Annotated in this window: 20 protein-coding genes and 3 tRNA genes; 7 read left to right on the top strand and 16 right to left on the bottom strand. The window is 57.7% G+C overall.

Annotated elements, in window-relative coordinates:
- Positions 1-90: 90 nt before the first annotated feature.
- Both recG and IEX44_RS12510 read left to right on the top strand, forming a co-directional pair.
- Positions 91-2,118, top strand: a complete 2,028-nt coding sequence (gene recG, locus IEX44_RS12515; RefSeq protein WP_188694139.1) for an ATP-dependent DNA helicase RecG — start codon at positions 91-93, stop codon at positions 2,116-2,118.
- Between the two features lie 98 nt (positions 2,119-2,216).
- A complete protein-coding gene (locus IEX44_RS12510; RefSeq protein WP_188694136.1) occupies positions 2,217-2,816 on the top strand; it encodes a hypothetical protein in 600 nt (199 codons plus the stop codon).
- Between the two features lie 8 nt (positions 2,817-2,824).
- Here the strand turns inward: IEX44_RS12510 and IEX44_RS12505 are convergent, their stop codons facing one another.
- From IEX44_RS12505 to folD, 10 genes are all read right to left on the bottom strand, one after another.
- Entirely contained in the window at positions 2,825-3,529 is a 705-nt protein-coding gene (locus IEX44_RS12505) for an LrgB family protein (protein ID WP_188694134.1), read from the bottom strand.
- Positions 3,526-3,888 (bottom strand): CidA/LrgA family protein, encoded by a 363-nt coding sequence (locus tag IEX44_RS12500; RefSeq protein ID WP_188694130.1) that lies wholly within the window; start codon positions 3,886-3,888, stop codon positions 3,526-3,528. The genes IEX44_RS12505 and IEX44_RS12500 overlap by 4 nt, the downstream gene beginning before the upstream one ends.
- A 12-nt stretch (positions 3,889-3,900) precedes the next feature.
- Positions 3,901-4,602, bottom strand: a complete 702-nt coding sequence (locus tag IEX44_RS12495) for an electron transport complex subunit E (RefSeq protein ID WP_229679039.1) — start codon at positions 4,600-4,602, stop codon at positions 3,901-3,903.
- Entirely contained in the window at positions 4,599-5,231 is a 633-nt protein-coding gene (rsxG, locus tag IEX44_RS12490) for an electron transport complex subunit RsxG (RefSeq protein WP_188694127.1), read from the bottom strand. Before rsxG ends, IEX44_RS12495 begins: the two co-directional genes overlap by 4 nt.
- Complete coding sequence (locus IEX44_RS12485) at positions 5,228-6,274, bottom strand: RnfABCDGE type electron transport complex subunit D (protein ID WP_188694121.1); 1,047 nt, start codon at positions 6,272-6,274, stop codon at positions 5,228-5,230. Before IEX44_RS12485 ends, rsxG begins: the two co-directional genes overlap by 4 nt.
- 24 nt (positions 6,275-6,298) lie before the next feature.
- A complete protein-coding gene (gene rsxC / locus IEX44_RS12480) occupies positions 6,299-8,179 on the bottom strand; it encodes an electron transport complex subunit RsxC (RefSeq protein WP_188694119.1) in 1,881 nt (626 codons plus the stop codon).
- The gene (gene rsxB, locus IEX44_RS12475) at positions 8,176-8,742 is read right to left on the bottom strand and encodes an electron transport complex subunit RsxB (protein ID WP_188694117.1); all 567 of its coding nucleotides are present in this window, start codon (positions 8,740-8,742) and stop codon (positions 8,176-8,178) included. The genes rsxC and rsxB overlap by 4 nt, the downstream gene beginning before the upstream one ends.
- A gap of 12 nt (positions 8,743-8,754) precedes the next feature.
- Complete coding sequence (gene rsxA / locus IEX44_RS12470; protein ID WP_229679037.1) at positions 8,755-9,336, bottom strand: electron transport complex subunit RsxA; 582 nt, start codon at positions 9,334-9,336, stop codon at positions 8,755-8,757.
- A gap of 201 nt (positions 9,337-9,537) precedes the next feature.
- A complete protein-coding gene (locus IEX44_RS12465) occupies positions 9,538-10,563 on the bottom strand; it encodes a quinone-dependent dihydroorotate dehydrogenase (protein WP_188694115.1) in 1,026 nt (341 codons plus the stop codon).
- Positions 10,564-10,673: 110 nt separating this feature from the next.
- Positions 10,674-11,528 (bottom strand): bifunctional methylenetetrahydrofolate dehydrogenase/methenyltetrahydrofolate cyclohydrolase FolD, encoded by an 855-nt coding sequence (gene folD / locus IEX44_RS12460; protein WP_188694113.1) that lies wholly within the window; start codon positions 11,526-11,528, stop codon positions 10,674-10,676.
- A 120-nt stretch (positions 11,529-11,648) separates the two neighbouring features.
- Between folD and IEX44_RS12455 the strand changes: the two genes are divergently transcribed.
- The 3 genes from IEX44_RS12455 (at position 11,649) to IEX44_RS12445 (ending at position 11,994) form a co-directional block, all read left to right on the top strand.
- A tRNA-Pro gene (locus tag IEX44_RS12455) sits at positions 11,649-11,722 on the top strand.
- Positions 11,723-11,772: 50 nt separating this feature from the next.
- Positions 11,773-11,849 (top strand) — tRNA-Arg (locus tag IEX44_RS12450).
- A 69-nt stretch (positions 11,850-11,918) separates the two neighbouring features.
- Positions 11,919-11,994: transfer RNA gene (locus tag IEX44_RS12445), tRNA-His, on the top strand.
- 295 nt (positions 11,995-12,289) lie between these two features.
- Here IEX44_RS12445 and cyoE read toward each other — a convergent pair.
- The 5 genes from cyoE to cyoA are packed head-to-tail and all read right to left on the bottom strand — an operon-like array spanning position 12,290 to position 17,130.
- Positions 12,290-13,195: a heme o synthase gene (gene cyoE / locus IEX44_RS12440; protein ID WP_188694111.1), complete on the bottom strand. Its 906-nt coding sequence runs from the start codon at positions 13,193-13,195 to the stop codon at positions 12,290-12,292.
- Between the two features lie 10 nt (positions 13,196-13,205).
- Positions 13,206-13,550 carry a cytochrome o ubiquinol oxidase subunit IV gene (gene cyoD / locus IEX44_RS12435; RefSeq protein ID WP_184103585.1) on the bottom strand — a complete coding sequence of 115 codons (345 nt, stop codon included), beginning with the start codon at positions 13,548-13,550 and terminating at the stop codon, positions 13,206-13,208.
- Positions 13,550-14,176 (bottom strand): cytochrome o ubiquinol oxidase subunit III, encoded by a 627-nt coding sequence (cyoC, locus tag IEX44_RS12430; protein ID WP_188694108.1) that lies wholly within the window; start codon positions 14,174-14,176, stop codon positions 13,550-13,552. The genes cyoD and cyoC overlap by 1 nt, the downstream gene beginning before the upstream one ends.
- 14 nt (positions 14,177-14,190) lie before the next feature.
- Positions 14,191-16,179, bottom strand: a complete 1,989-nt coding sequence (gene cyoB, locus IEX44_RS12425) for a cytochrome o ubiquinol oxidase subunit I (RefSeq protein ID WP_188694099.1) — start codon at positions 16,177-16,179, stop codon at positions 14,191-14,193.
- A gap of 6 nt (positions 16,180-16,185) precedes the next feature.
- The gene (gene cyoA, locus IEX44_RS12420) at positions 16,186-17,130 is read right to left on the bottom strand and encodes a ubiquinol oxidase subunit II (protein WP_188694096.1); all 945 of its coding nucleotides are present in this window, start codon (positions 17,128-17,130) and stop codon (positions 16,186-16,188) included.
- A gap of 308 nt (positions 17,131-17,438) precedes the next feature.
- Between cyoA and IEX44_RS12415 the strand changes: the two genes are divergently transcribed.
- Positions 17,439-17,627 carry a hypothetical protein gene (locus IEX44_RS12415; RefSeq protein WP_188694093.1) on the top strand — a complete coding sequence of 63 codons (189 nt, stop codon included), beginning with the start codon at positions 17,439-17,441 and terminating at the stop codon, positions 17,625-17,627.
- A gap of 370 nt (positions 17,628-17,997) precedes the next feature.
- Here IEX44_RS12415 and IEX44_RS12410 read toward each other — a convergent pair whose 3' ends face one another.
- A complete protein-coding gene (locus tag IEX44_RS12410) occupies positions 17,998-19,929 on the bottom strand; it encodes a glycoside hydrolase family 64 protein (RefSeq protein WP_229679035.1) in 1,932 nt (643 codons plus the stop codon).
- 557 nt (positions 19,930-20,486) lie between these two features.
- On the opposite strand from IEX44_RS12410, the gene IEX44_RS12405 reads away from it, so the two are divergent.
- On the top strand, positions 20,487-21,689 hold the full coding sequence (locus IEX44_RS12405; RefSeq protein WP_188694091.1) for an acyltransferase family protein: 1,203 nt from the start codon (positions 20,487-20,489) through the stop codon (positions 21,687-21,689).

Below are 21,689 nucleotides of genomic sequence, written 5' to 3'. Positions count from 1 at the left end.
GTCCCGCTGCTTGTCTGATTTGGGTTTTTGCCGCAAAGCCGCTAAAGTAGCGCCAAACAGAACGAGCGTTCTCACACTTTCCCGTTCAGCATGGACTTTGCGCAACTCGCCCCCGCCCTCAAATCAAAGCTGATCAAACTCGGCCTGACCCGTCCGTTTGATCTGGTCCTGCATTTGCCATTGCGTTATGAGGACGAAACCCAGCTCGTCCCGATCAACGAGTCTGGTTTTGGCGGCGGCCCGGTGTTGGTCGAAGGCGAAGTTCATAGCTGTGACGTCCAGTTCCGCCCGCGTCGGCAACTGGTTGCACGCGTGGTGGATGATACCGGCGTGCTGGTGGTGCGGCTTATCCACTTCTACCCAAGCCAGGCCAAACAGCTTGAAGTGGGCAAACGCGTGCGCTTGTATGGCGAAGTGCGTCACGGTTTTTGGGGCGATGAAATGGTGCACCCCAAGATCCGCAGTGTGTCTGATCGCACCCGGCTCAATGAGGCGCTGACACCGGTATATTCCACTACCGCCGGGCTGGCACAGCACCAGATCACCAAGCTGGTTCACCAGGCGTTATCCGGTTGTAGCCTCACGGACACCCTGCCGCCCGACATCACCGAACCGCTGGGTTTACCGGACTTTCGCAGTAGCGTGTTGCTGCTGCACAACCCGCCAACCGATATTCCCAATATTCAACTGACCGAACGCACCCACCCGGCATGGCGGCGTCTGAAGTTTGATGAATTGCTGGCGCAGCAACTGAGCCTCAGGATGGCCCGTGCCGAACGACGTGAAAAAGACGCGCCGGTGATCAATCCACCTGGCGATCTGGCGCGACGTCTGTTGGCCAGCTTGCCCTTCGGCTTGACCGGCGCGCAGCAAAAAGTGCTGACGGAAATCAATCACGATCTGGCCCAGCCCCACCCCATGCAACGCTTGTTACAGGGTGATGTGGGTGCCGGCAAAACCATTGTTGCGGCATTGGCAGCCTGCCAGGCCATGGAATGCGGCTACCAGGTGGCGTTGCTGGCCCCGACCGAAATCCTGGCCGAACAACACTATCGCAAGCTAGCCACCTGGTTAGAACCCTTGGGTATTCGCGTGGCGTGGCTGGCCGGCAGCCTGAAAGCCAAAGCCAAGCGTGAAGCACTCGAAGATGCCGCGCTGGGCACAGCACCGCTGATTGTCGGCACCCATGCGCTGTTCCAGAACCAGGTGACCTTTGCCAATCTGGGGCTGGCGATTGTTGATGAGCAACACCGCTTTGGCGTAGCGCAACGGCTGGCACTGCGCGAGAAAGGTCAGAGCCCGCATCAATTGATGATGTCCGCAACGCCTATCCCGCGCACGCTGGCCATGAGTTTTTATGCCGATCTGGACGTGAGCGTGATTGACGAGTTGCCACCCGGTCGCACGCCGATCGTCACCAAGCTGATTTCTGACGCACGCCGCGATGAAGTGATCGCTCGCATCGCCGCCAAAGTACTGGAAGGTCGTCAGGTGTACTGGGTATGCCCTTTGATTGAAGAGTCTGAGGCTCTGCAACTACAAACTGCGGTCGACACCCATGCACAACTGACGCTGGAGTTGAACGGCATTGCGGTCGGCCTGGTCCATGGCCGCATGAAGCCGGATGAAAAAGCGGCCGTCATGGCGCAATTCCTGACCAATGACATTCAGGTGCTGGTTGCCACGACGGTCATCGAAGTCGGTGTGGATGTCCCCAATGCCAGTCTGATGGTCATTGAACACGCCGAGCGCATGGGTCTGGCGCAGTTGCACCAGTTGCGTGGCCGCGTTGGCCGTGGCGCACATGCCTCTTTGTGTGTGCTGCTTTATACCGGCCCGTTATCTGACAACGCCAAGTCTCGCTTGCGCGTTATTTATGAGAACACAGACGGTTTCGAGATCGCTCGCCAGGATATGGACTTGCGCGGACCCGGTGAACTGGCTGGCGTGCGCCAGTCGGGTGTGCCCATGCTGCGGTTTGCCGATCTGGAACGGGATGCCGACTTGCTTGATGCAGCCCGCGAAGCCGCTGAAATTTTGCTGGCGGGGCAGCGCCCGACCGCTATGGCTCACCTTGATCGCTGGCTGCCAGGGCGCGAAGCTTTGCTGAAGGTGTAACCGACCGTTCGTCGATCCGGCTGGCCCATCCTGTCAACTCCTGCAATCCTCATTAATTGAATTGCTGTGTTGCATCAATGGTTTAAGGAGGAAACACCTTGGCCAACGCGCCGGTTTCACCTCTCTCTTCCAGCTTTGCTTCTTCGCCGATCATGGCCAATAGCGTGCGCAGCGCGCTGGCTGCCGACGCAGCCGACCAGAATGGCGGAGGTAATCCGAACCAGGCCCGTGCGGCACTGGAAGAAGCGCTACTGCGCGCGCATCCGGATGGTGGTGGCCACCACGGCCAGCGTGACGCGCATGCCCCCGAGCGACCTCCACCTGAAGAGGAATACGCACAAAACCAGGATGAAGTCGTTTCTACTGCCTCAGAACCTGCATCTGGTGACTCCCCTTACCACCATTTGATGATCGAACCCGACGGTGCTCGTTCCGTCATCTTTGGCCACCGCAAGGTCAACCTGCGCAAAGGCCGCACTCCCGAAGAAACCCTGCGCACTGCACGCATTATCATGGCCACGTCACTGGCGCCAGAAAGCCCGTCACCCGAAGAGCTTTCTGCAGCGGAAGAGGCGCAAAAGCTGGAAGACGAAGCCATGGAAGAAATCAATGCGCGCCAGACAGTGGCCGCACGGCAACTGAGTGCCTATCAGCCACCAGACTTGCCCGCAGTCTCTGATTTTGAAGAGACGGCCTGAGGCTTGCACTACAGCAAGATCGCCAGCAACAGCGGCAACAGTAGCGATGTCAGCAAACCATTGAGCCCCATCGCCAGCCCGGCAAATGCGCCCGCCATTTCAGACACCTGAAACGCACGCGCCGTACCAATGCCATGCCCGGACACACCGACCGCGACCCCTGCCACACGATCATCATCAATACGCAGCCAGCGCAACAACGGTACCAGCATGATGGCCGCGCAAATCCCGGTCACGATCACAATGCCGGCCGTAAGCGATGGCAAGCCCCCCGCACGTGCCGACAGCGCCATCGCGATGGGCGTCGTGACTGACTTGGGGGCAAACGAGAGCAGCACCGGCATGGATAATCCCAGCCAGCGCCCCAGCAGCACCGCACTGACGATACCGGTGACACTACCCACCGCGACCGCAATCAATAACGGCCCGGCAATGGCTTTCATGCGCTGGATATTGATGTAAAGCGGGATCGCCAACGCCACAGTGGCTGGCGCCAGCATGAAGTGTATAAGCCTGGCCTGAGCGAAATACGTGGCATACGGCACGTGTAACGCAAGCAGCGTGGCAATCACAATCACGATACCCACCAGAACCGGATTTAGCAGTGCAAAGCGGCCCGACTTCAGATAGAGGTAGTCAGCCAGCAGAAAAGCAGCACAGGTCAGCGCTAGCCAGGTCGCGGGGAAATTCTGCAGACTCTGCCATGCACTCACGGTGTTTCGTCCTTGTGAGCGGGATGGCGTTTGAGCAACCACACCAGCATCAATGCAGTAACCAGCAATGTGACCAGGGTTGAAACCACCAGCACGGCGACCATGGCCACACCCTCTTGGCGCAACAGACCAGAGAGTTCCATGACGCCGGCGCCGGCTGGCAAAAAGAAGAGACCCAGATAACGCAACAGGCCCGTAGCGGCCTGTGCGGTGCGCTCATCCGCGCCTTTGCGGATCAGGCACCAGATGAGCAGCAGAACCATGCCGGAAACAGTGCCCGGCAGGGGAAGATGAAGGAAGTCACTCGCTGCCTCGCCGGCAACGAGAAAACCCAGAATAACCGCCAGCCCGTACAGCACGGCGGCCTGAGCTTAGGCAGCCAGCGGGGTGGAGGTTTCTGCCTCGCGACGGCGAGCGGCCTCTGCGGCACGGCGGTCCAGCGCTGCCTTGCCGGCAACCAGCAGACCCAGACCAATAAACGCGCCCGGAGGCAGAATCATGAACAGGAACTGGTAGTTGAGGTCAGCCGGGATCACGTGGATAACCCAGGATTTGGCCGAAGCACCAAACACCAAATCAATACCTGAAAGCAGCGTGCCTTTGCCCAGTACTTCACGGATACCGCCCAGGATTGCCAGCACCACGGTGCCACCAATCCCCATCATGAAGCCATCCAGACCAGACTGAATGACACCATTCTTGCTGGCAAATGCTTCCGCGCGCGCCAGCACAATGCAGTTGGTCACGATCAGCGGGATGAAAATACCCAGCACGTTATAAAGTGCGTGCATATAGGCATTCATGGCCAACTGAACGATGGTCACCACGGCGGCAATGATCAGGATGTAGATCGGGTTGCGTAGTTCGTTCGGTACAAACTGGCGCAAGAGCGCAACCGCTGCACCCGAGCATGCCATCACCAGTGCGGTGGCGATACCGAGACTGGCACCGTTGACCACAGAGGTTGTCATGGCCAGCGTCGGGCACATACCCAGAATCTGCACGACACCGGGGTTCTGCTTCCACACGCCGTTATGGCTGATGTCGCGAACTTCCTGGCGGCTAATCATCATGATGCATCTCCAAACAGACCCGCTTTGTGCGCGTCTACGTAAACCAGTGTCTTGCCCAGTGCCTTGACCACGGCGCGCGGGCTGATGGTGGCGCCAGCATGGCTGTCAAACTCGCCACCGTCTTTTTTTACTTTCCAGCGCTCCAGCGCCGGATTCCCCAGGCTTTTGCCCTTGAACTGGTCAATCCAGTTAGAAATGGCTGCGTCGATGTAATCGCCCAGGCCTGGCGTTTCTTTGTGATCGACCACACGCACACCCAGCACCTGGCCGTTGGGCGCGACACCCACCAGCATTTTGATCTTGCCAGCGTAACCATCCGGCGCGGTGGCTTCAATTACCGCACCGACGGTTTTGCCTGTTTTCTTGGCCAGATAAATAGCCGATGTGTCATCGTTGCCCAGTGCTTTGGCATCTGCCTTGGGCACCAGTTTTTTATCCGCCAGCAGATTGTTGTCATAAGAACCTGCGGGCAAGACCTGCGCAATCAAGGCTCGCTCTGCGTCTTCCTGGTTCTTGGCCACGATGTCTTTGGTCAGCGCGTATGTGCCTGCCATCAATGCGGTGAACACAAACGAAAACGCCAGCAGGGTCAGCGCACCACGTACGCCATTGGCCACCATGGTTTTCATGACTGGGCCCCTGCTTTCTTCTGCTTGCCCTTGCGGCCGAACACCGCGGGCTGTGTGTATTGGTCAATGAACGGTGCGGCAAGGTTCATGATCAGTACGGCAAAGGCAATGCCATCTGGATAGCCGCCAAACACGCGGATCAGATATGTCAGCAAACCAATCAGCGCCGCAAAGATCACCCGGCCCAGCGGGGTGGTCGGGCCGGTGACCGGGTCGGTCACAATGAAAAATGCACCCAGCATGGCCGCACCACTGAACCAGTGGAACAGCGGCGAGGTGTAATGGGTTGGATCAACCAGATGGAAGATGCCCGCTACGCCACCCAGCACAGCCAGGAAGGTCACCGGAATTTGCCACGGGATCAGCTTTTGCCAGAGTAGATACAAGCCACCCAGCAAATAAGCAGCAGTGATCCATTCAGTACCGATGCCACCAATAGCACCAAACAGCGGAGACTGGAAAATATGGCTCATGCTGGCGTGCTGCATGAGTTGGGTTTTGACGGTGTCCAGCGGCGTCGCCGAAGCCACAGCGTCAAACGCCAGACCCGCTGGCAGGTGGCCGGTGAAAATCCAGGACAGTTGGGCGGACCAATCCAGGCTTTGCGGCAACACACCAAACGGCGCGGCCCAGCGCGACATCTGCGCCGGGAACGACACGATCATGATGGCAAAGCCAACCATGGCCGGGTTGAAGGTGTTCTGACCCAAGCCACCGTACATATGCTTGGCCAGCGCAATCGAGATCGCGGCTGCCACGACGATCATCCACCACGGCGCCAATGGCGGGAACGACAGCGCCATCAGCCACGCAGTCACAATGGCCGAGCCATCGGTTACGAACGGCTTGATCGGGTAGCTACGCAGCTTCAGGCAGAAGGCTTCAGTCGCCAGTGCGGTGATGGTCGCCAGCGTAATCTGGACCAGCACGCCAATGCCGAACGAATAGGTGTACACGGCAATCGCCGGCACCAGTGCCAGCGCGACCTTGAACATCACCACTTGCAGTGGCGTAGGTTTGATAAAGAACGGAGACGTGTTCATCGATTTTATATTTGTTGTGACTGGTTATGCGCCAGGGCCATCGGCCTGATCGCCCTGTGCCTTGGCCGCTTCAGCCGCTTTGGCTGCCTTTTTGGCAGCGGCTGCGGCCATGGCCGCTTCAATTTTGGCTTTCTTTTCTGCCTCACGCGCGGCTTTTTCTTCCGGGCTCATGGCTTCCAGTTCGGCTTTTTCAGCGGCGCGTTTTTCCATGGCAGCTCGGATACGCTCGGCCTTCTCTGGATCAAGCTGGCTCACGGGCGCAGGTTCTGGTGCCGGGGCAGAAACAGCCTCGGCAACCGGCACAGCGGTAGCATCCGGGTCCAGCGGGGTGATCGGGTCCGCCGCAACTTGCGCAGCGGCCGCTTCAGCTTTCTTGGCCGCGGCGCGTTCCATGGCAGCCTTGATCTTGGCGGCGCGTTCGGCGTCGGCAGGATCGCTGGATGCTGCAGCTGCGTCATGCTTTTGCGCGGCCTTGGCGGCCAGACGCTCGGCCCTCTCACGCTTTTCACGCTCTTCACGGAACTGGCGGAATTCGTGGCGTTCACGGGCCTGATCGGCGGCTTTTTTGGATTTCTCAGCAGCCCAGATTTCCGACTTGGAGAAGCGGAAGTAATCCACCAGTTGAATGTTGGACGGGCACACGTACGCGCACGCGCCGCATTCAATACAATCGAACAGGTTGCGTTCCTGCGCCTTGCCAAAGTTCTTGCTCTTGCCGAACCAGTAAAGGTCCATCGGCTGCAATTCTGCCGGGCAAGCGTCAGCGCACTTGCCACAGCGAATACACGGCATTTCGGCCGGCTTGGCCGGGAATAAACCGCTGCTCTTGGCAATAATGCAGTTACCGGCTTTGGACAAACCCACGTCCGTGCCCGGAATCTCGAAGCCCATCATCGGGCCGCCGTAGATGTAGGAATCCGAATCAGCCTTGTTACCGGCAAAGGCCAGCAGATCGGCAATCGGCGTGCCGATCAGCGCATCCACATTGCCTGGGCGATCCACATTGCCCGTCAACGTGACGACACGGCTGATCACCGGCTCGCCGTGCTCAATGGCACGGTAGATGGTGTACACAGTGGCGACGTTGAAACACTGCACGCCCAGGTCAGTCGAACGGACGCCAGACGGCACTTCTTTATTAGTCAGCAACTTGATTAGTTGCTTGGCGCCGCCCGAAGGGTACAGCGTTGGCACAACCACAACTTCAATCTTGAAGTCGCAACCGGCAATAGCGGCGCGCATGGCGTCGATGGCTTCCGGCTTGTTGTCTTCCACGCCGATCAGCACTTCACGCGCTTGCAGCAACGCTTGCAGTATCTTGATGCCTTCGACGACTTGCGAGGCGCGTTCGCGCATCAGCCGGTCATCGCAAGTGATGAAGGGCTCGCACTCAGCGGCGTTGATGACCAGGGTATCCAGGCCGTCTTTGGCGCCGCCAATCTTCAGGTGTGACGGGAACACCGCACCACCCAGGCCGACCACACCCATATCACGCAGGTAATCACGAATGGCGCGGCCATCGGCATTGCGCCAGTCAAAGCGGTTACGGTCGATCCAGCGGTCTTCGCCGTCAGATTCGATGGTGATGCAGTACTCCAGCAGACCGGACGGGTGCGGCACGCGCTGCGGGCTGATGGACACGACACGGCCGGAAGTCGGCGCGTGCACGGCAGCAGAGACCGTGCCATCGGCGGCAGCGATCATCTGGCCTTTAAGGACATGGTCACCGACATTGACGAGCGCCTTGGCCATATTGCCAATGCTCTGGTGCAACGGCACCACCAATGTAGCCGGAATCGGGCCCGCCACAATGGGCGAGCCGGAAGATTCATCTTTGTGTTCAGGCGGGTGAACACCACCGTGAAACGGGAAGAAAGTCACAGCCAGCGCGGCACGTGCGTTCATGCGGCGGCCTTTACAGTCAACGGGATCACGGGATAACGCCACTTCCAGGTGGACACGGTCTCGCCCACGGTTTGCATGCTGATGCAATCCACTGGACACGGCGCGATACACAACTCGCAACCGGTACATTCGCTCGAGACAATGGTATGCAGATGCTTGGCTGCACCCACAATGGCATCGACCGGACAGGCCTGAATGCACAAGGTACAACCAATACAGGTGTCTTCATCAATCACGGCCACGGCTTTGGCTTTTTCTTCGCCGTTTTCCGCGTTCAGTGCCTTGAATTCCTTGCCCAGCAGGTCTGCCAGCTTGCGAATGCCATCTTCGCCACCTGGCGGGCAGCGATTGATATCGGCTTCTTCGTTGGCAATGGCCGTGGCATACGGTTTGCAACCAGGAAAACCACACTGGCCGCATTGTGTTTGCGGCAGGATGGCGTCGATTTTGTCCACGAGCGGATCTTCGTCGACTTTGTATTTGATAGCGGCCCAACCCAGTACGGCACCGAGCAGGATCGCGAGGATCGCCATGATGGCGATGGCAAGCGTGAAAGTCAGCATACGATCAGTCTGTTACTTCACCAGGCCGGCAAAGCCCATGAATGCCAGGCTCATGAAGCCGGCGGTAATAAAAGCAATCGGGGTGCCCTTGAAGGGCGCTGGCACATCCGCACCGTCCAGTCGCTCGCGGATGGCCGCAAACAGAATCAGGATCAGGCTGAAACCAAACGAAGAACCAAAACCGAACACCAACGACTCGGTAAAGCTGTATTTCTGGACCGAGTTAATCAGCGGCACGCCCAGTACGGCGCAATTGGTGGTGATCAGCGGCAGGTAAATACCCAGCACCTGATACAGCACCGGGCTGGTTTTATGAATGAACATTTCGGTGAACTGCACGATGGCAGCAATCACCACAATGAATGACAGCGTGCGCAGGTATTCCAGATGCCAGGCCACCAGCAACTGATCAATCAGCCATGATGAACCCGAGCCCAGCGTCAGCACAAAGGCCGTGGCAATCCCCATGCCGATCGAGGCTTCCAGCTTTTTGGAAACACCCATGAACGGGCACAGGCCCAAAATACGCACCAGCACCACGTTGTTGACCAGCACCGCGCCAACCAGCAAGAGCAAATAGTGATTCAAACCCATCGTCAGAACCGTCGCTATATCGATCGAATCGATAAATCTGTCATTTGAGGCCCGGATTATCCAACCTCCAGATATACCGGGCAAGCTTTAAATCCTGCTATCCATATAACAGATATGGCTTATCAGGATTGCCAATGATTTTCTTGATAATCAAAGAGATGCAAAGAGATGCACGAGGGGCCCGCGCCCTCCCCTCATACTCTAGTACCGGATTGAAGCAATAGCCGAAGCGCATTCTTCCACCAGCGCCGGACCGCGGTACACCATACCGCTGTAAACCTGCACCAGCGAGGCGCCGGCGTGGATTTTCTCCACCGCATCATCACCCGACAAAATGCCGCCCACACCAATGATCGGCAACGCACCATCCAGCGCTTCGGCCAGTTCGCGGATGACAGAAGTCGACTTGGCCCGTACCGGTGCGCCCGACAAACCGCCCGCTTCTGTGCCGTGCGCGTGATGCTCAACACCAACACGTGACAAGGTTGTGTTGGTGGCAATCACGGCATCAATCTGATGTTTGACGAGACGTTCGGCCACTTCCTGAATCTGATGGTTATCCAGATCCGGAGCAATCTTGAGTGCAAGCGGGACGTAACGGCCGTGCTTGTCTGCCAGTTGCTGCTGACGTTGCTTGAGTGCACCCAGCAAGCTCGAGAGTTCATCGGCCTGTTGCAACTGGCGCAGATTTTTGGTGTTGGGCGACGAAATATTCACCGTGACGTAACTGGCGTACTCGTACACCTTATCCAGACAAATCAGGTAATCCTCAACCGCGCGCTCGATCGGCGTATCAAAGTTCTTGCCGATATTGATGCCCAGAATGCCTTTGTATTGCGACTTGCGGACATTCTCGACCAGTTTGTCGACGCCTTCGTTGTTAAAGCCCATGCGATTGATGATGGCTTCTGAATCCACGAGCCGGAACATGCGCGGCTTGGGATTACCGGGTTGCGGGCGTGGCGTGATCGTGCCGATCTCGATATATCCGAAACCCAGATCGGCCAGCGCATCGATGCACTCGCCATTTTTATCCAGGCCCGCAGCCAGGCCAACCGGATTGGGAAACTCCATCCCCATGACCGTCGTCGGGCAGGACACCGGGGCGGGCATGAACGCCCGCAAAAGGCCAATGTCATGCGCAAAGTTCAGGCCACCGAGCGTGAAATGATGTGCCGTTTCCGGGGCGAGCATGAACAAAAACGGGCGAACTAATGGATAGGGCATGAGCGATCTTGTATTTATGGTCCGGTTCAACATACGAACGTTGCGACCCGAAGGATATCGGTCACAACAAATGGACCGCCGGGGCGGTCCATCCTGTCTTGCTTCTGAAATTACGGCTTGCGGTTCACTGCGGCGTCGAACGTGTTCTGCATCAAGGTCGCGACAGTCATCAGACCGACGCCACCTGGCACCGGGGTAATCCATGATGCATGCTGACGGGCCACTTCGAACTCAACATCGCCACACAGCTTGCCATCGGGCAACCGGTTGATACCCACGTCGATCACAATCGCGCCAGGCTTGATCCACTCGCCCTTCACGAAGTTGGGAATACCCACGCCCGCGACCACTACATCTGCACCGTGCACCTTGCCAGCCAGATCTTTGGTCTTGCTGTGGCAAACCGTCACCGTCGCCCGGGCGAGCAGCAACTCCAGCGCCTGCGGGCGGCCCACGATGTTGGAAGCACCGACAATCACGGCATCCTTGCCCACCAGATCAATACCGGTGCGCTCCAGCAACGTCATCACACCACGTGGCGTGCACGGGCGCAGCAGCGGCATCTTCAGTGCCAGACGACCAATGTTATATGGATGGAAACCGTCGACATCCTTCACCGGGTCGATCAGTTCAATAATCTTTTCTGCGTTGATATGTGCCGGCAACGGCAACTGCACAAGAATGCCATCAACTGCGTCATCGGCATTGAGCTTGCCGACCAGCGCAACCAGTTCGGCCTCAGACGTGGTTTCTGGCAAGTCATACGCCAGCGAAGTAATACCGGCGTTTTCACACTGGCGCTTCTTGTTCCCGACGTAAACCTGAGAAGCCGGATCACTACCGACCAGCACCACAGCGAGTGCCGGCGCGCGGTGGCCCGCTGCAGTGCGAGCATCTACCTTTGCGCGCACGCTCTGAACGATATCCTGCGAAATGGCTTTTCCGTCGAGAATTTGCGCTGTCATAGGCGGGCTCCGGCACGAGGTTTTATCAGTAAGATCAGCATTGTCTCATTTTTCTGGCAATAGACTCAATCTTCAGGCTTGACGTAAGTGTCGTAACCTCGCTATAGTCTCGGTCTCGTTCGGGGCGTAGCGCAGTCTGGTAGCGCACCTGGTTTGGGACCAGGTGGTCGTGAGTTCGAATCCCACCGCCCCGACCCTGTTTTAAATCTGCTCTGTACACATAAAGAAATGTAGCCTGATCCGGGCGCCCGTAGCTCAACCGGATAGAGCAACGGCCTTCTAAGCCGTAGGTTACAGGTTCGATTCCTGTCGGGTGCGCCAATCTCTTGGCAGGATGTACAGCAGGGTCAGTTTTTGGTTTGTGCCATGCATAAACCAGTGTGTTTTGTGGTGGCTGTAGCTCAGTTGGTAGAGTCCAGGATTGTGATTCCTGTTGTCGTGGGTTCGAGCCCCATCAGCCACCCCACTTGATTCAAGCAAAAAGCCCGGTCTGTTGATCGGGCTTTTTGCTTTTCTGCGCTCGCGCCCTCACCCACTGACAAAACACAACTGCACGGGCCGACACACAGCGCTTCAGACATCGGTGAGTGCGTTGCACTAGCGCACCAACGCCGACTCGGCACCAACGAAAAAGACGAACGCCCAGATCACCCATCGCTTTCGACCGGCACCCACGCCGTGCAGCACCCAGTTAGCTCACCCCCAATACAAAACGCCCCGCTGACTTTCATCAGCGGGGCGTTTTTGCTTGATGCGACAGATCAGGCGTGAGGCGCAATCACTTGCGTCAGGCTGGCCAGTTGCTGCTTTGGCTGCTTGCCATCCACCGCCATCGAGACCGACAACGCAGTCACGGTAATGATGGAGAACACAAACACCTGCTTCGCCCATTTAACGTGGTTGTCGGTCTGACGACCATCCAGTGCCAGCTTCAGCCAGTACAGGGAGGTCGCCACTGCAACGGCCATATAACCATAACCGGCGTAACCCGCCACCTGCAGCGCCACACAGGCCACCGCAAAAGCGATGATGTAGGCAACCATCTGGCGGCGGGCCGCGGTAATACCGCGCACCACTGGCAATACCGGGATCCCTGCACGCTTGTAGTCTTCCTGGCGGAAGATGGCAATGGCGTAGGAATGCGGCATTTGCCACAGACAGAACATCAGCATCAGGATCAGCGCGCCGGTATTCCATTCACCGGCCGCAGCACAGAAGCCCGCTACCGGTGGCATGGCCCCGGAGAGCGAACCCACCAGCGTGCCGTGCACCGAATTGCGCTTCATATACAGGCTGTAAACGCCCACGTAGATGAAGTAGCCAAAAGCCACGCAATACACGGTGACCATCGGGGTGAACCAGGCCAGACAGGCAAAGCCCAGCACACCCAGCAACAGGCCGTGTGCAAGTGCGGCGGCAGGGCTCATTACCCCGGTCACCGTCACACGCTTTTTCGTGCGCTCCATGCGGGCATCGATGTCACGATCAATCCAGTTATTGATCGCACAACCCGACGCCACCACCAGTGCCGAACCAATCACCGTGGCAACCATCACCAGCCAGTCAGGGTGACCCTGACTAGCCAGCAAAAAGCCGCCGACGGTGCTGATCAGGTTGCCCATGATAATGCCAGGCTTGGTGACCAGCAGGTAACGCTTGAGTTTCAAGCCGCCCACCTTAGCGCATCATCAACGCGTCAGCGGTGGTGATGATCCAGATCGACAGACCCACCAGCATAACGATGATCAAAGCGGTAAACAGGAACGCCAGCGTGTTGATCTTGCCTTCCTTGGTGAAGTCCAGGTGCAGGAAATACTTCAGCTGCACAATCACCTGAGCCACGGCGAACACGGCGATACCAATCATCGTGCCCTGACGGCTGAACGACTTGCTCATCACCATCCAGAACGGGATGACCGTCAGGATGACCGACAGCACAAAGCCGACCAGGTAGTCCACATAGCTGCCGTGATCTGCAGCAGCGGCGTGTTGATGCGAATCATGACCTTCGATACGTTGCATCACGCTACCCCTTTCAGATACACAACGGTGAACACACAGATCCAGACCACGTCCAAAAAGTGCCAGAACAGGCTCAAGAGGCTCAGGCGCAGTACGCTTTGCTTGGAGAGGCCACGCTTGGCCACTTCAAACATCAGCACAGCCATCCAGATCAGACCGGCAGTGACGTGCAGACCGTGCAGACCCACCAGACCAAAGAAGGCCGAGAGGAATGCGCTGACGTTCGGGCCGTGACCTTCAGAGATCAGGTGATGGAATTCGTTAACTTCCATACCGATAAAGGTGGCACCAAACAGGAACGTCACAGCCAGCCAACCCAGCACAGCCGACTTGTTACCGCGGCGGCCGCTGATCATGGCAAAGCCGTAGGTGATGGAAGACAGCAGCAGGGCTGCGGTTTCAATCGCCACGTACTTCAGGTCAAAAATTTCAAAGCCCGCCGGGCCAGTCGCGATATTGCGATAGAGCACGGCGTAGCCCGCAAACGCGGTCGCAAACAAAATGCAGTCGGTCATCAGATACAGCCAGAAGCCCAGAATGTCCTGGCTGTCTGTATCGTGATGATGTTCGTGACCGTGCTCTTGCTCGACGTGGGCGTCGAGCGTTTGTTCAGCAAGATTACTCATTTTTCCAATATCCCTCAGGCCGCAACCGCTTCTTTGGCACGGCTATCAGCAGCAGCGCGCTCGGTGTGGGCGATCTCGTTCGGCATGATGTAAAAGTCTTTGTTGTTGTCATAAACGCGCGTCAGCAGCGTCACGACAATGCCAACCAGACCGACAATCGCCAGCCACCAGATGTGCCAGATCAACGCAAAACCCAGGGCGGTTGCAAACGCACCCATGAACACACCGGCCGAGGTGTTACGCGGCATGTGGATCGGGTCGTAGTGTTCCGGCTTGGCGTACGGCTTGCCTTGTTCCTTCATGTCGGTAAAGGCGTCGATGTCACGCACTTGCGGCAGCACGGCAAAGTTATAAGCCGGCGGCGGAGAAGACGTGGACCATTCCAGGGTGTGGCCATTCCACGGATCACCGGTGTTGTCTTCCAGCTTCTTGCGCTGGTAGATCGACACGGCAATTTGCAGCAACTGGCAACCAATACCTGCGGCGATCAGCAGTGCGCCGAACAGGGCAAAGTACAGGTAGATGTTCCACTCGTGATGGTCGGTGTGGTTCAGACGACGGGTCATGCCCATGAAGCCCAGCACGTACAGCGGCATGAACGCGAAGTAGAAACCGACTTGCCAGAACCAGAATGCAGCCTTGCCCAGCTTGGCGTTCAGCTTGAAGCCGAACACTTTCGGGAACCAGAACGAGAAACCGGCCAGGTAACCGAACACCGCCCCACCAATGATGGTGTTGTGGAAGTGAGCGATCAGGAACAGGCTGTTGTGCAGCACATAGTCAGCACCCGGAACGGCCAGCAGCACGCCGGTCATACCACCGATGGAGAACGTCACCATGAAGCCCAGCGTCCACAGGATCGGCGGCTCAAAGCGCAGACGGCCCTTGTAGATGGTGAACAACCAGTTGAACAGCTTCACGCCGGTCGGCACGGAAATCACCATGGTGGCGATGCCGAAGAACGCATTGACGTTAGCGCCCGAACCCATGGTGAAGAAGTGGTGCAGCCACACCATGAAGCCCAGCACGGTGATCGCGCCAGAAGCCACGATCATGGAGGTGTGACCAAACAGGCGCTTGCCCGAGTAGGTCGAAACCACTTCAGAGAAAATACCGAAGGCAGGCAGAACCAGCACATAGACTTCAGGGTGACCCCAGGCCCAGAACAGGTTCAGATACATCATGGCGTTACCACCCGCTTCAGCGGTGAAGAAGTGGAAGTCCATGTAACGGTCCAGGCTCAGCATGGCCAGAGCGCCGGTCAGGATCGGGAAGGAAGCCACGATCAGCACGTTGGCCCAGGTGCAGGTCCAGGTGAAGATCGGCATTTGCATCAGCTTCATGCCTGGGGCACGCATCTTGATCACGGTAACGAGGAAGTTAACCGCCGTTAGCGTCGTCCCTATCCCTGATATCTGTAGCGCCCAGGTGTAATAATCCACCCCGACATCCGGACTGAACGCCAGTTCAGCCAGCGGCGGATAGGCAACCCAGCCGGTACGGGCGAAGTTACCCACGCCCAGCGACAGGTTCACCAGAATCGCAGCGGCGACCAGCAGCCAGAAGGACAGCGAGTTCAGGAACGGGAACGCCACGTCACGCGCGCCAATCTGCAGCGGCACAACAATGTTCATCAGACCCGTCATGAACGGCATGGCCATGAAAATAATCATGATCACGCCGTGCGCGGTAAAGATCTGGTCGTAGTGAGACGGCGGGAACACGCCCATGGCACCATCGGTCGCCATGGCCAGTTGCGAACGCATCATCAGTGCATCGGCAAAGCCGCGCAGCAGCATGACCAATGCAACGGCGATATACATTACGCCAATACGCTTGTGGTCAACCGAAGTCAGCCATTCGCGCCACAGGTAGCCCCACTTGCCGAACTTGGTCACCAAGGACAGCACAATAAGGCCCATCAGACCGGCGCCACCCAATGCACCCATCACGATGGGTTCATGGAACGGGATGGCGTCCAGAGTAAGTTTGCCCAGCAACATCTATCGTTACTCCTTCACGGGGGCCAGGGTTGGTGTCTTACAGAGAACACGGCTCAACTCGGCCACCTTGATCTCTTCGTCGGATGCCGCCATCGACTGGCGACCGGCCATGTACTTGTGCAATACAGCCGGGAACAGGCGCGGCTCGGCCAGCGTGTAGTACGCAGCCGGATTGTTTTCGCTCGGTGCGGTCAGGCCGATATAGCCTTGCGCATCCAGCGGCTTGCCCGTCGCCTTGACGTGGGCAACCCAGGCATTGAACTGCTCAGGCGTTTCGGTGGCGATGGCATTGAACTTCATGCCAGAGAAACCGGCGCCCGAGTAGTTAGCCGAAATACCGTGATAGGTACCGGCTTCCTGCGCAGTCAGGTGCAGCTTGGTTTCCATGCCGGCCATGGCGTAAATCTGGCCGCCCAGTTGCGGGATGAAGAACGAGTTCATCGCGGCATCAGAGGTAATACGGAAGTTCACCGGCGTGTCTTTCGGGAAAGCCAGCTCGTTCACCGTTGCGATACCCAGATCCGGGTAGATGAACAGCCATTTCCAGTTCAGCGAGACCACTTCGACATTCACCGGGGCCACAGCGGACTCCAGCGGACGGTACGGGTCCAGCTTGTGCGTGGATTTCCACGACAGAATGGACAGACCGGTCACGATGATGATCGGGATGATCCAGACCACGGCTTCGATCTTGCCGGAGTGCGACCACTTGGGCTGGTATTCGGCAGCAGTGTTGCTGGCGCGGTATTTCCACGCGAACACAAAGGTCAGGATGATGACCGGCACAACGACCAGCAGCATCAAGATGGTTGCCGTGATGATGAGGGATTTCTCGTCCGCGGCGATCTGGCCTTTCGGATCGAGGATGCCCCCTTGGCATCCGGATAGAAGAATGGGCAAGACCCCCCAGAGTCCCCGCCAGTTGCGGGCACGACCGATCAAGTTTGGCATGCTGGTTCTAGTCAGAAAGAGTTACGGAAAACGGACTTGCGTGACGCGTCCGGCAGCGTTCAAGCCACCAGTGCAAAATGGAGGACGAAACAGGAGTAATCGATGGTACGGGGATTGCGGGTTGGTCAGGCAACGGGCAGATCATTGTACTAGCTGCGCCACGGACAGGCAGATGAGCCTTAGCGACGTCGGCTACGTCTTATGGTTAGACGCGGGTTTACACATGCTTCGCACGTCAACCCAAAGGGAGAACGGGTCAAGTTGCGTATGCCACAGCAAGCGACTGGTATTACGGGCGCAACTATTAGATGAAAAAACTTGATTTTGAGCAAATGGTATTTGTACCGTTGCCGAGAAAGTGGAATATTGCCCTGGATCGCCAAACACTGGCATACCGACAAAGCCTTCTTCAAGCTTTCGGCAACACTTCCATCAAAGAAAAAGAAGCCGCAAAAACCAGGAAAGCCAAGCCCGCCATCCAGTCATCCCGTTTTTGATCGACATCGTCAGATGCATCGAACATGCATCGATATGCGGTCAACTTCCTTTAGATATCATCTGCGCAAAAATATGCCCGATTCACTCACCGCTGCGCGGCTGTTTCGTCGCTTCAAATCGTCTTCGCCCGACGAACGGCAGGGTTCCTGACAAACCCGGGATTCGCCCCTTGCTTAAAAACCAGGCAAACACCATCGAAAAGTGATGCTGCAAAGCAACACCGCCTTGGCTTGCCCGGCCTCAAGGAGGGTCTATCAAGACCATGCTAATGCAATTTTTGTTCCCGGCAATAGTTTCGGGCCGGCCCCATCTTTTTCAATAGCAAAGATCAGGTCGGCCCGAAAAAAAGACAGCAAACAGACTAGCGCGTTACCAGCCGACGGTGATGGTCGCCACCGTCGGGTTGGCACCAATCAATGAAGAACTGAAGCCACGTACATCGTCGTAAGAGAACCCATACGACAGCTGGTCAAGACTGTGCGCGTGCCAGAACTGCGCGTAGTAGTTGGTCGGCGCAGCACCGTAGAACGCGCCGGCGTTATCCCAATTGGCCGGGTTTTCCGCAACATGACGGTTCATGGCGGCGGCCAGTTGCGCCTGAATTTGCAGTTGCTTGGCCGTCGGCACGCCCGCCGCCGCATTGCTGGCATCGTTGAACACCCCGTTGCCCAACAACACTTCAGCGGTAGTCGGCATGTGGTTGATGTAGTACGTGCCTGCGCTATCCGTGAACACAAACTGGCCATTCACCACGTGACCGGTGAACGTCCCCTGGGCATCGGTGAATACCAGCGGCTGGCTGGCGTACTGGCTCCAGATCGCCGCAATATAACTATCCAGATAGTTGGCGTATGCCCCGCCCGAGCCAAACCCGCCGTGCGCCGGCGCGACAATCCGGTATGGTGCTTGCACCGTGGCCAGTTGCGAGAACGGCGCCGGCGTTTGCGCGGCAAATGCCTGGAACAGCGCAGCGCGTGTTTCTGTCTCGCCCACGGTTTGATCGGTACCGCCCTGCCCTTGCAAGCGCAGACGCACCGGGAAGCCAAACTGGTCAACGCGCGTGGTGTTGCCGAAGAAACTGGCAGCACTGACGTCCATCTCAATGAAATCAAAGATCACATTGCTGTTGGGGTCGGTCGGGTTATCAATGTTGGGGCCGGTGTAACCGGTGGCCGGGCTACCTACGGCGGACATGAACATCGGACTGCCCACGCTGAGGTATATCCGCGCAGAGGTGATCGCTGGCACGGTCACTGATTTGCACTGTGACAGGGGGATCGAGTAATTGGCGTAGCTCTGGCCGCCCTTGGTCTGCGCGTTGTTATCTGCTGTCGACATCGGGATCAGCGCGCCGGCGCAGTTCACATGCACATAACCTTGGGTGGCCGGATCTTTGCCCACCATGGTCCAGTACACCTGGTTATCTGCATAGGCGCCATTGGTGCCATTCACGAGATTGAAGGTTGTGCCTGCCGGTGGAAATACGGCGCCACCACCCGAAGGCGTTGGCGTGGGTGTTGGCGCAGGGGTTGGTGTCGGCGTAGCGGTACTGTAAGTCAGCGTCTGGGCCGGGGTATCCGCAGCAGCACCGTTGGCCTGGCCGATCGTGAACCAGTAGCTCACCGTCGCGCCATTGGCCACGCCGGTGATCTGCCAGGTATTGGTGGTCCCGTTATTACTCATGCGCACATTGGCCTGACCGCCACCGTTGACGCTGTAATGCAGATCAGCCCAGGTGCCACCATTGGCATAGAACGCCACGACCCCACCGCTCAACGCATTGGCACCATAGGTTGCGGCCGGAGTCGGCGCAGGTGTCGGCGCAGGTGTCGGCGCAGGTGTCGGTGCAGGTGTCGGTGCAGGTGTCGGCGCGGGTGTCGGCGCGGGTGTCGGCGCGGGTGTCGGCGCGGGTGTCGGGGTTGGCGCACTGTAGGTCAACTGCGCCCAGGCGGTGTCCTGCGCCGAGCCATCGCTCTGGCCAACAGTAAAGAAGAATCGAACCACGGCGCCGGCGGGAATCCCGGTTGCGGTATAGCTGTTGTTGGTGCCGCTATTGCCCATGCGGATGTTCATCTGCGCGCCACCGTTCACCGTGTAGTGCAGGTCGGCCCAGACACCGCCATTGGCATAAAACTGCACGGAACCGCCCGCCAGCGCGGTATAGCCCGTGCTGACCGACGCCGCATAGACGGTGGGTGTCGCCAGTGCTGCGATGAGTGGCAATGGCGCAGCCACCAGCCCCGCCAGCAGCAGCGCCAGCGTGCGTTGTTTACCCATCAGAAACCGGGGTTGATTTGACATGACATTCTCCATCCTGTCCCGCTTATGCGGGTTTTGAAATGGATTTCATGCTCCGGCGATGAGCCCAGCCAATCAAGTAACGTCTTTCCCTTACACTACACAAACTTTACTGATCACTGACAAGCAAATACGCGCTTTGCAACCGGTTTGCACAATTTTTGCGCATCTTCCGTCCGGCTGACAAACGTACGGCTGTAACACCTGACCGGTAGCGATTTCCTTGCACCGCCGTGGTGCCAACCCAACCAAAGGACCAGCCAGCCTGGGTTCGCTGCCACCCGGCCGGCCATGAGTTGCTGTCAAAACGGTTTGCCCGCCTCGGCTGCGTCCCCCGTTTTCTGATCAATTGCCGTTCAACATCAGCAAAAAACGTGGCTCATCGAATGCAGAAAAATCAATACACGAAACTGACCACTCCATTCATCGATTGAGATCACTTGTTGCAACGCGCAAATGTCTGAGGGTTGCTATCGATAAGTAGAGCAGGTCTGTGCGTGATTTTTGGCGCGTTGCACAAAATCTACCCGCTTTCATTCCCAGCCCATCAGGAAGCCCGAATGACCCAGCCGGCCAACCCAGCGCCACCCAGCTTGCGTATCCCGGAAATTAACGGATTGCGTGGCTTGGCGATTGTGGCTGTGATGTGGCACCACCTGACCATCGCACTCGCATTTCACCCGCCGGTGGTATTCGGGGTGTCTACGGGCCCATTGCTATTAAATGGCTGGACGGGCGTGAACCTGTTCTTCATGTTGTCCGGATTCGTGCTCTACCTGCCTTATGCGGCGCAAAAACGGCAAATCCGGAACTCGTCTGACGCCTGGATCTTCTACAAACACCGGTTTTTCCGGTTGATCCCGCTCTATTACGTGGTGTGCGTTACTACCCTTGTGCTCGGGGGGCACCTGGCACAACCACATCAAAACGGCGCCCTGCGTGAGGCAGTGGCCATAATGACCTTCACTTTCCCTTTGCATCACGGCACGTTTGTGCCTCCCTCCAACTGGGCGTTATGGTCCATTGGCACAGAAGTACTATTCAGCGTGGTATTCCCGATTCTGGCTTTGCTGGCGGCACGCCGCGGAATCAAGCCCATCCTTCTCTGCGCGTTGCTCTTGTCCCTGGCAGTACGCGCCATCCGCGCACTTGATCCGCCCCTGGCAGGGCCGGACTGGATCGCTGACGCATTGTTACTGGGCAGACTGGATGAATTCGTGATCGGGATGGCATTGGCCGCCGCCTATGTACATCGCACGTGCTGGCGCATCCCCACCACGACTTCCGGCCTGCTTGCTGCTGTATTGCTGTTTACAGGGTGGTATGGTTTTCACGCATGCATCAGCCGCGCAATCAGCTTTGAGTGGATGGCGGTGCTATGCAATGTGTTCGATCTGGGCCTGACACTCTTATTGTTGACGTTACTGAACGGGGCGCCATGGCTGCGCTTTTTGCGCTGGCGGATACTGCAGTTGCCCGGCATGGCCTGCTACAGCATTTACCTGTGGCACCTGCCTGTCATGAATGCGTATGGACTCTTCAAGGGCAACACGCAGCCGGCCTTCATTGCAGCAGCGCTCCTGACCACACTCTTCCTGGCGATGCTGACCTACCGGTTCATTGAGTTTCGTGCGGCACCAGACTGGCGCGCCCTGTTTCTGTTCGGCCCACGCGCGCCCGCCGCAGCCACAAGCGATACCTTGCCGCGGCACGAATCTACCCTGCCGCCCCCACGCCAGCCCCAACCCCAACCCAGTCGCTGA

Origin of the sequence: Silvimonas amylolytica (genome assembly GCF_014645555.1) — a bacterium.
GTDB classification, from domain to species: domain Bacteria; phylum Pseudomonadota; class Gammaproteobacteria; order Burkholderiales; family Chitinibacteraceae; genus Silvimonas; species Silvimonas amylolytica.
Note: the sequence above shows the minus strand (reverse complement) of the source record. Positions and strands in the feature narration are given on the sequence as shown.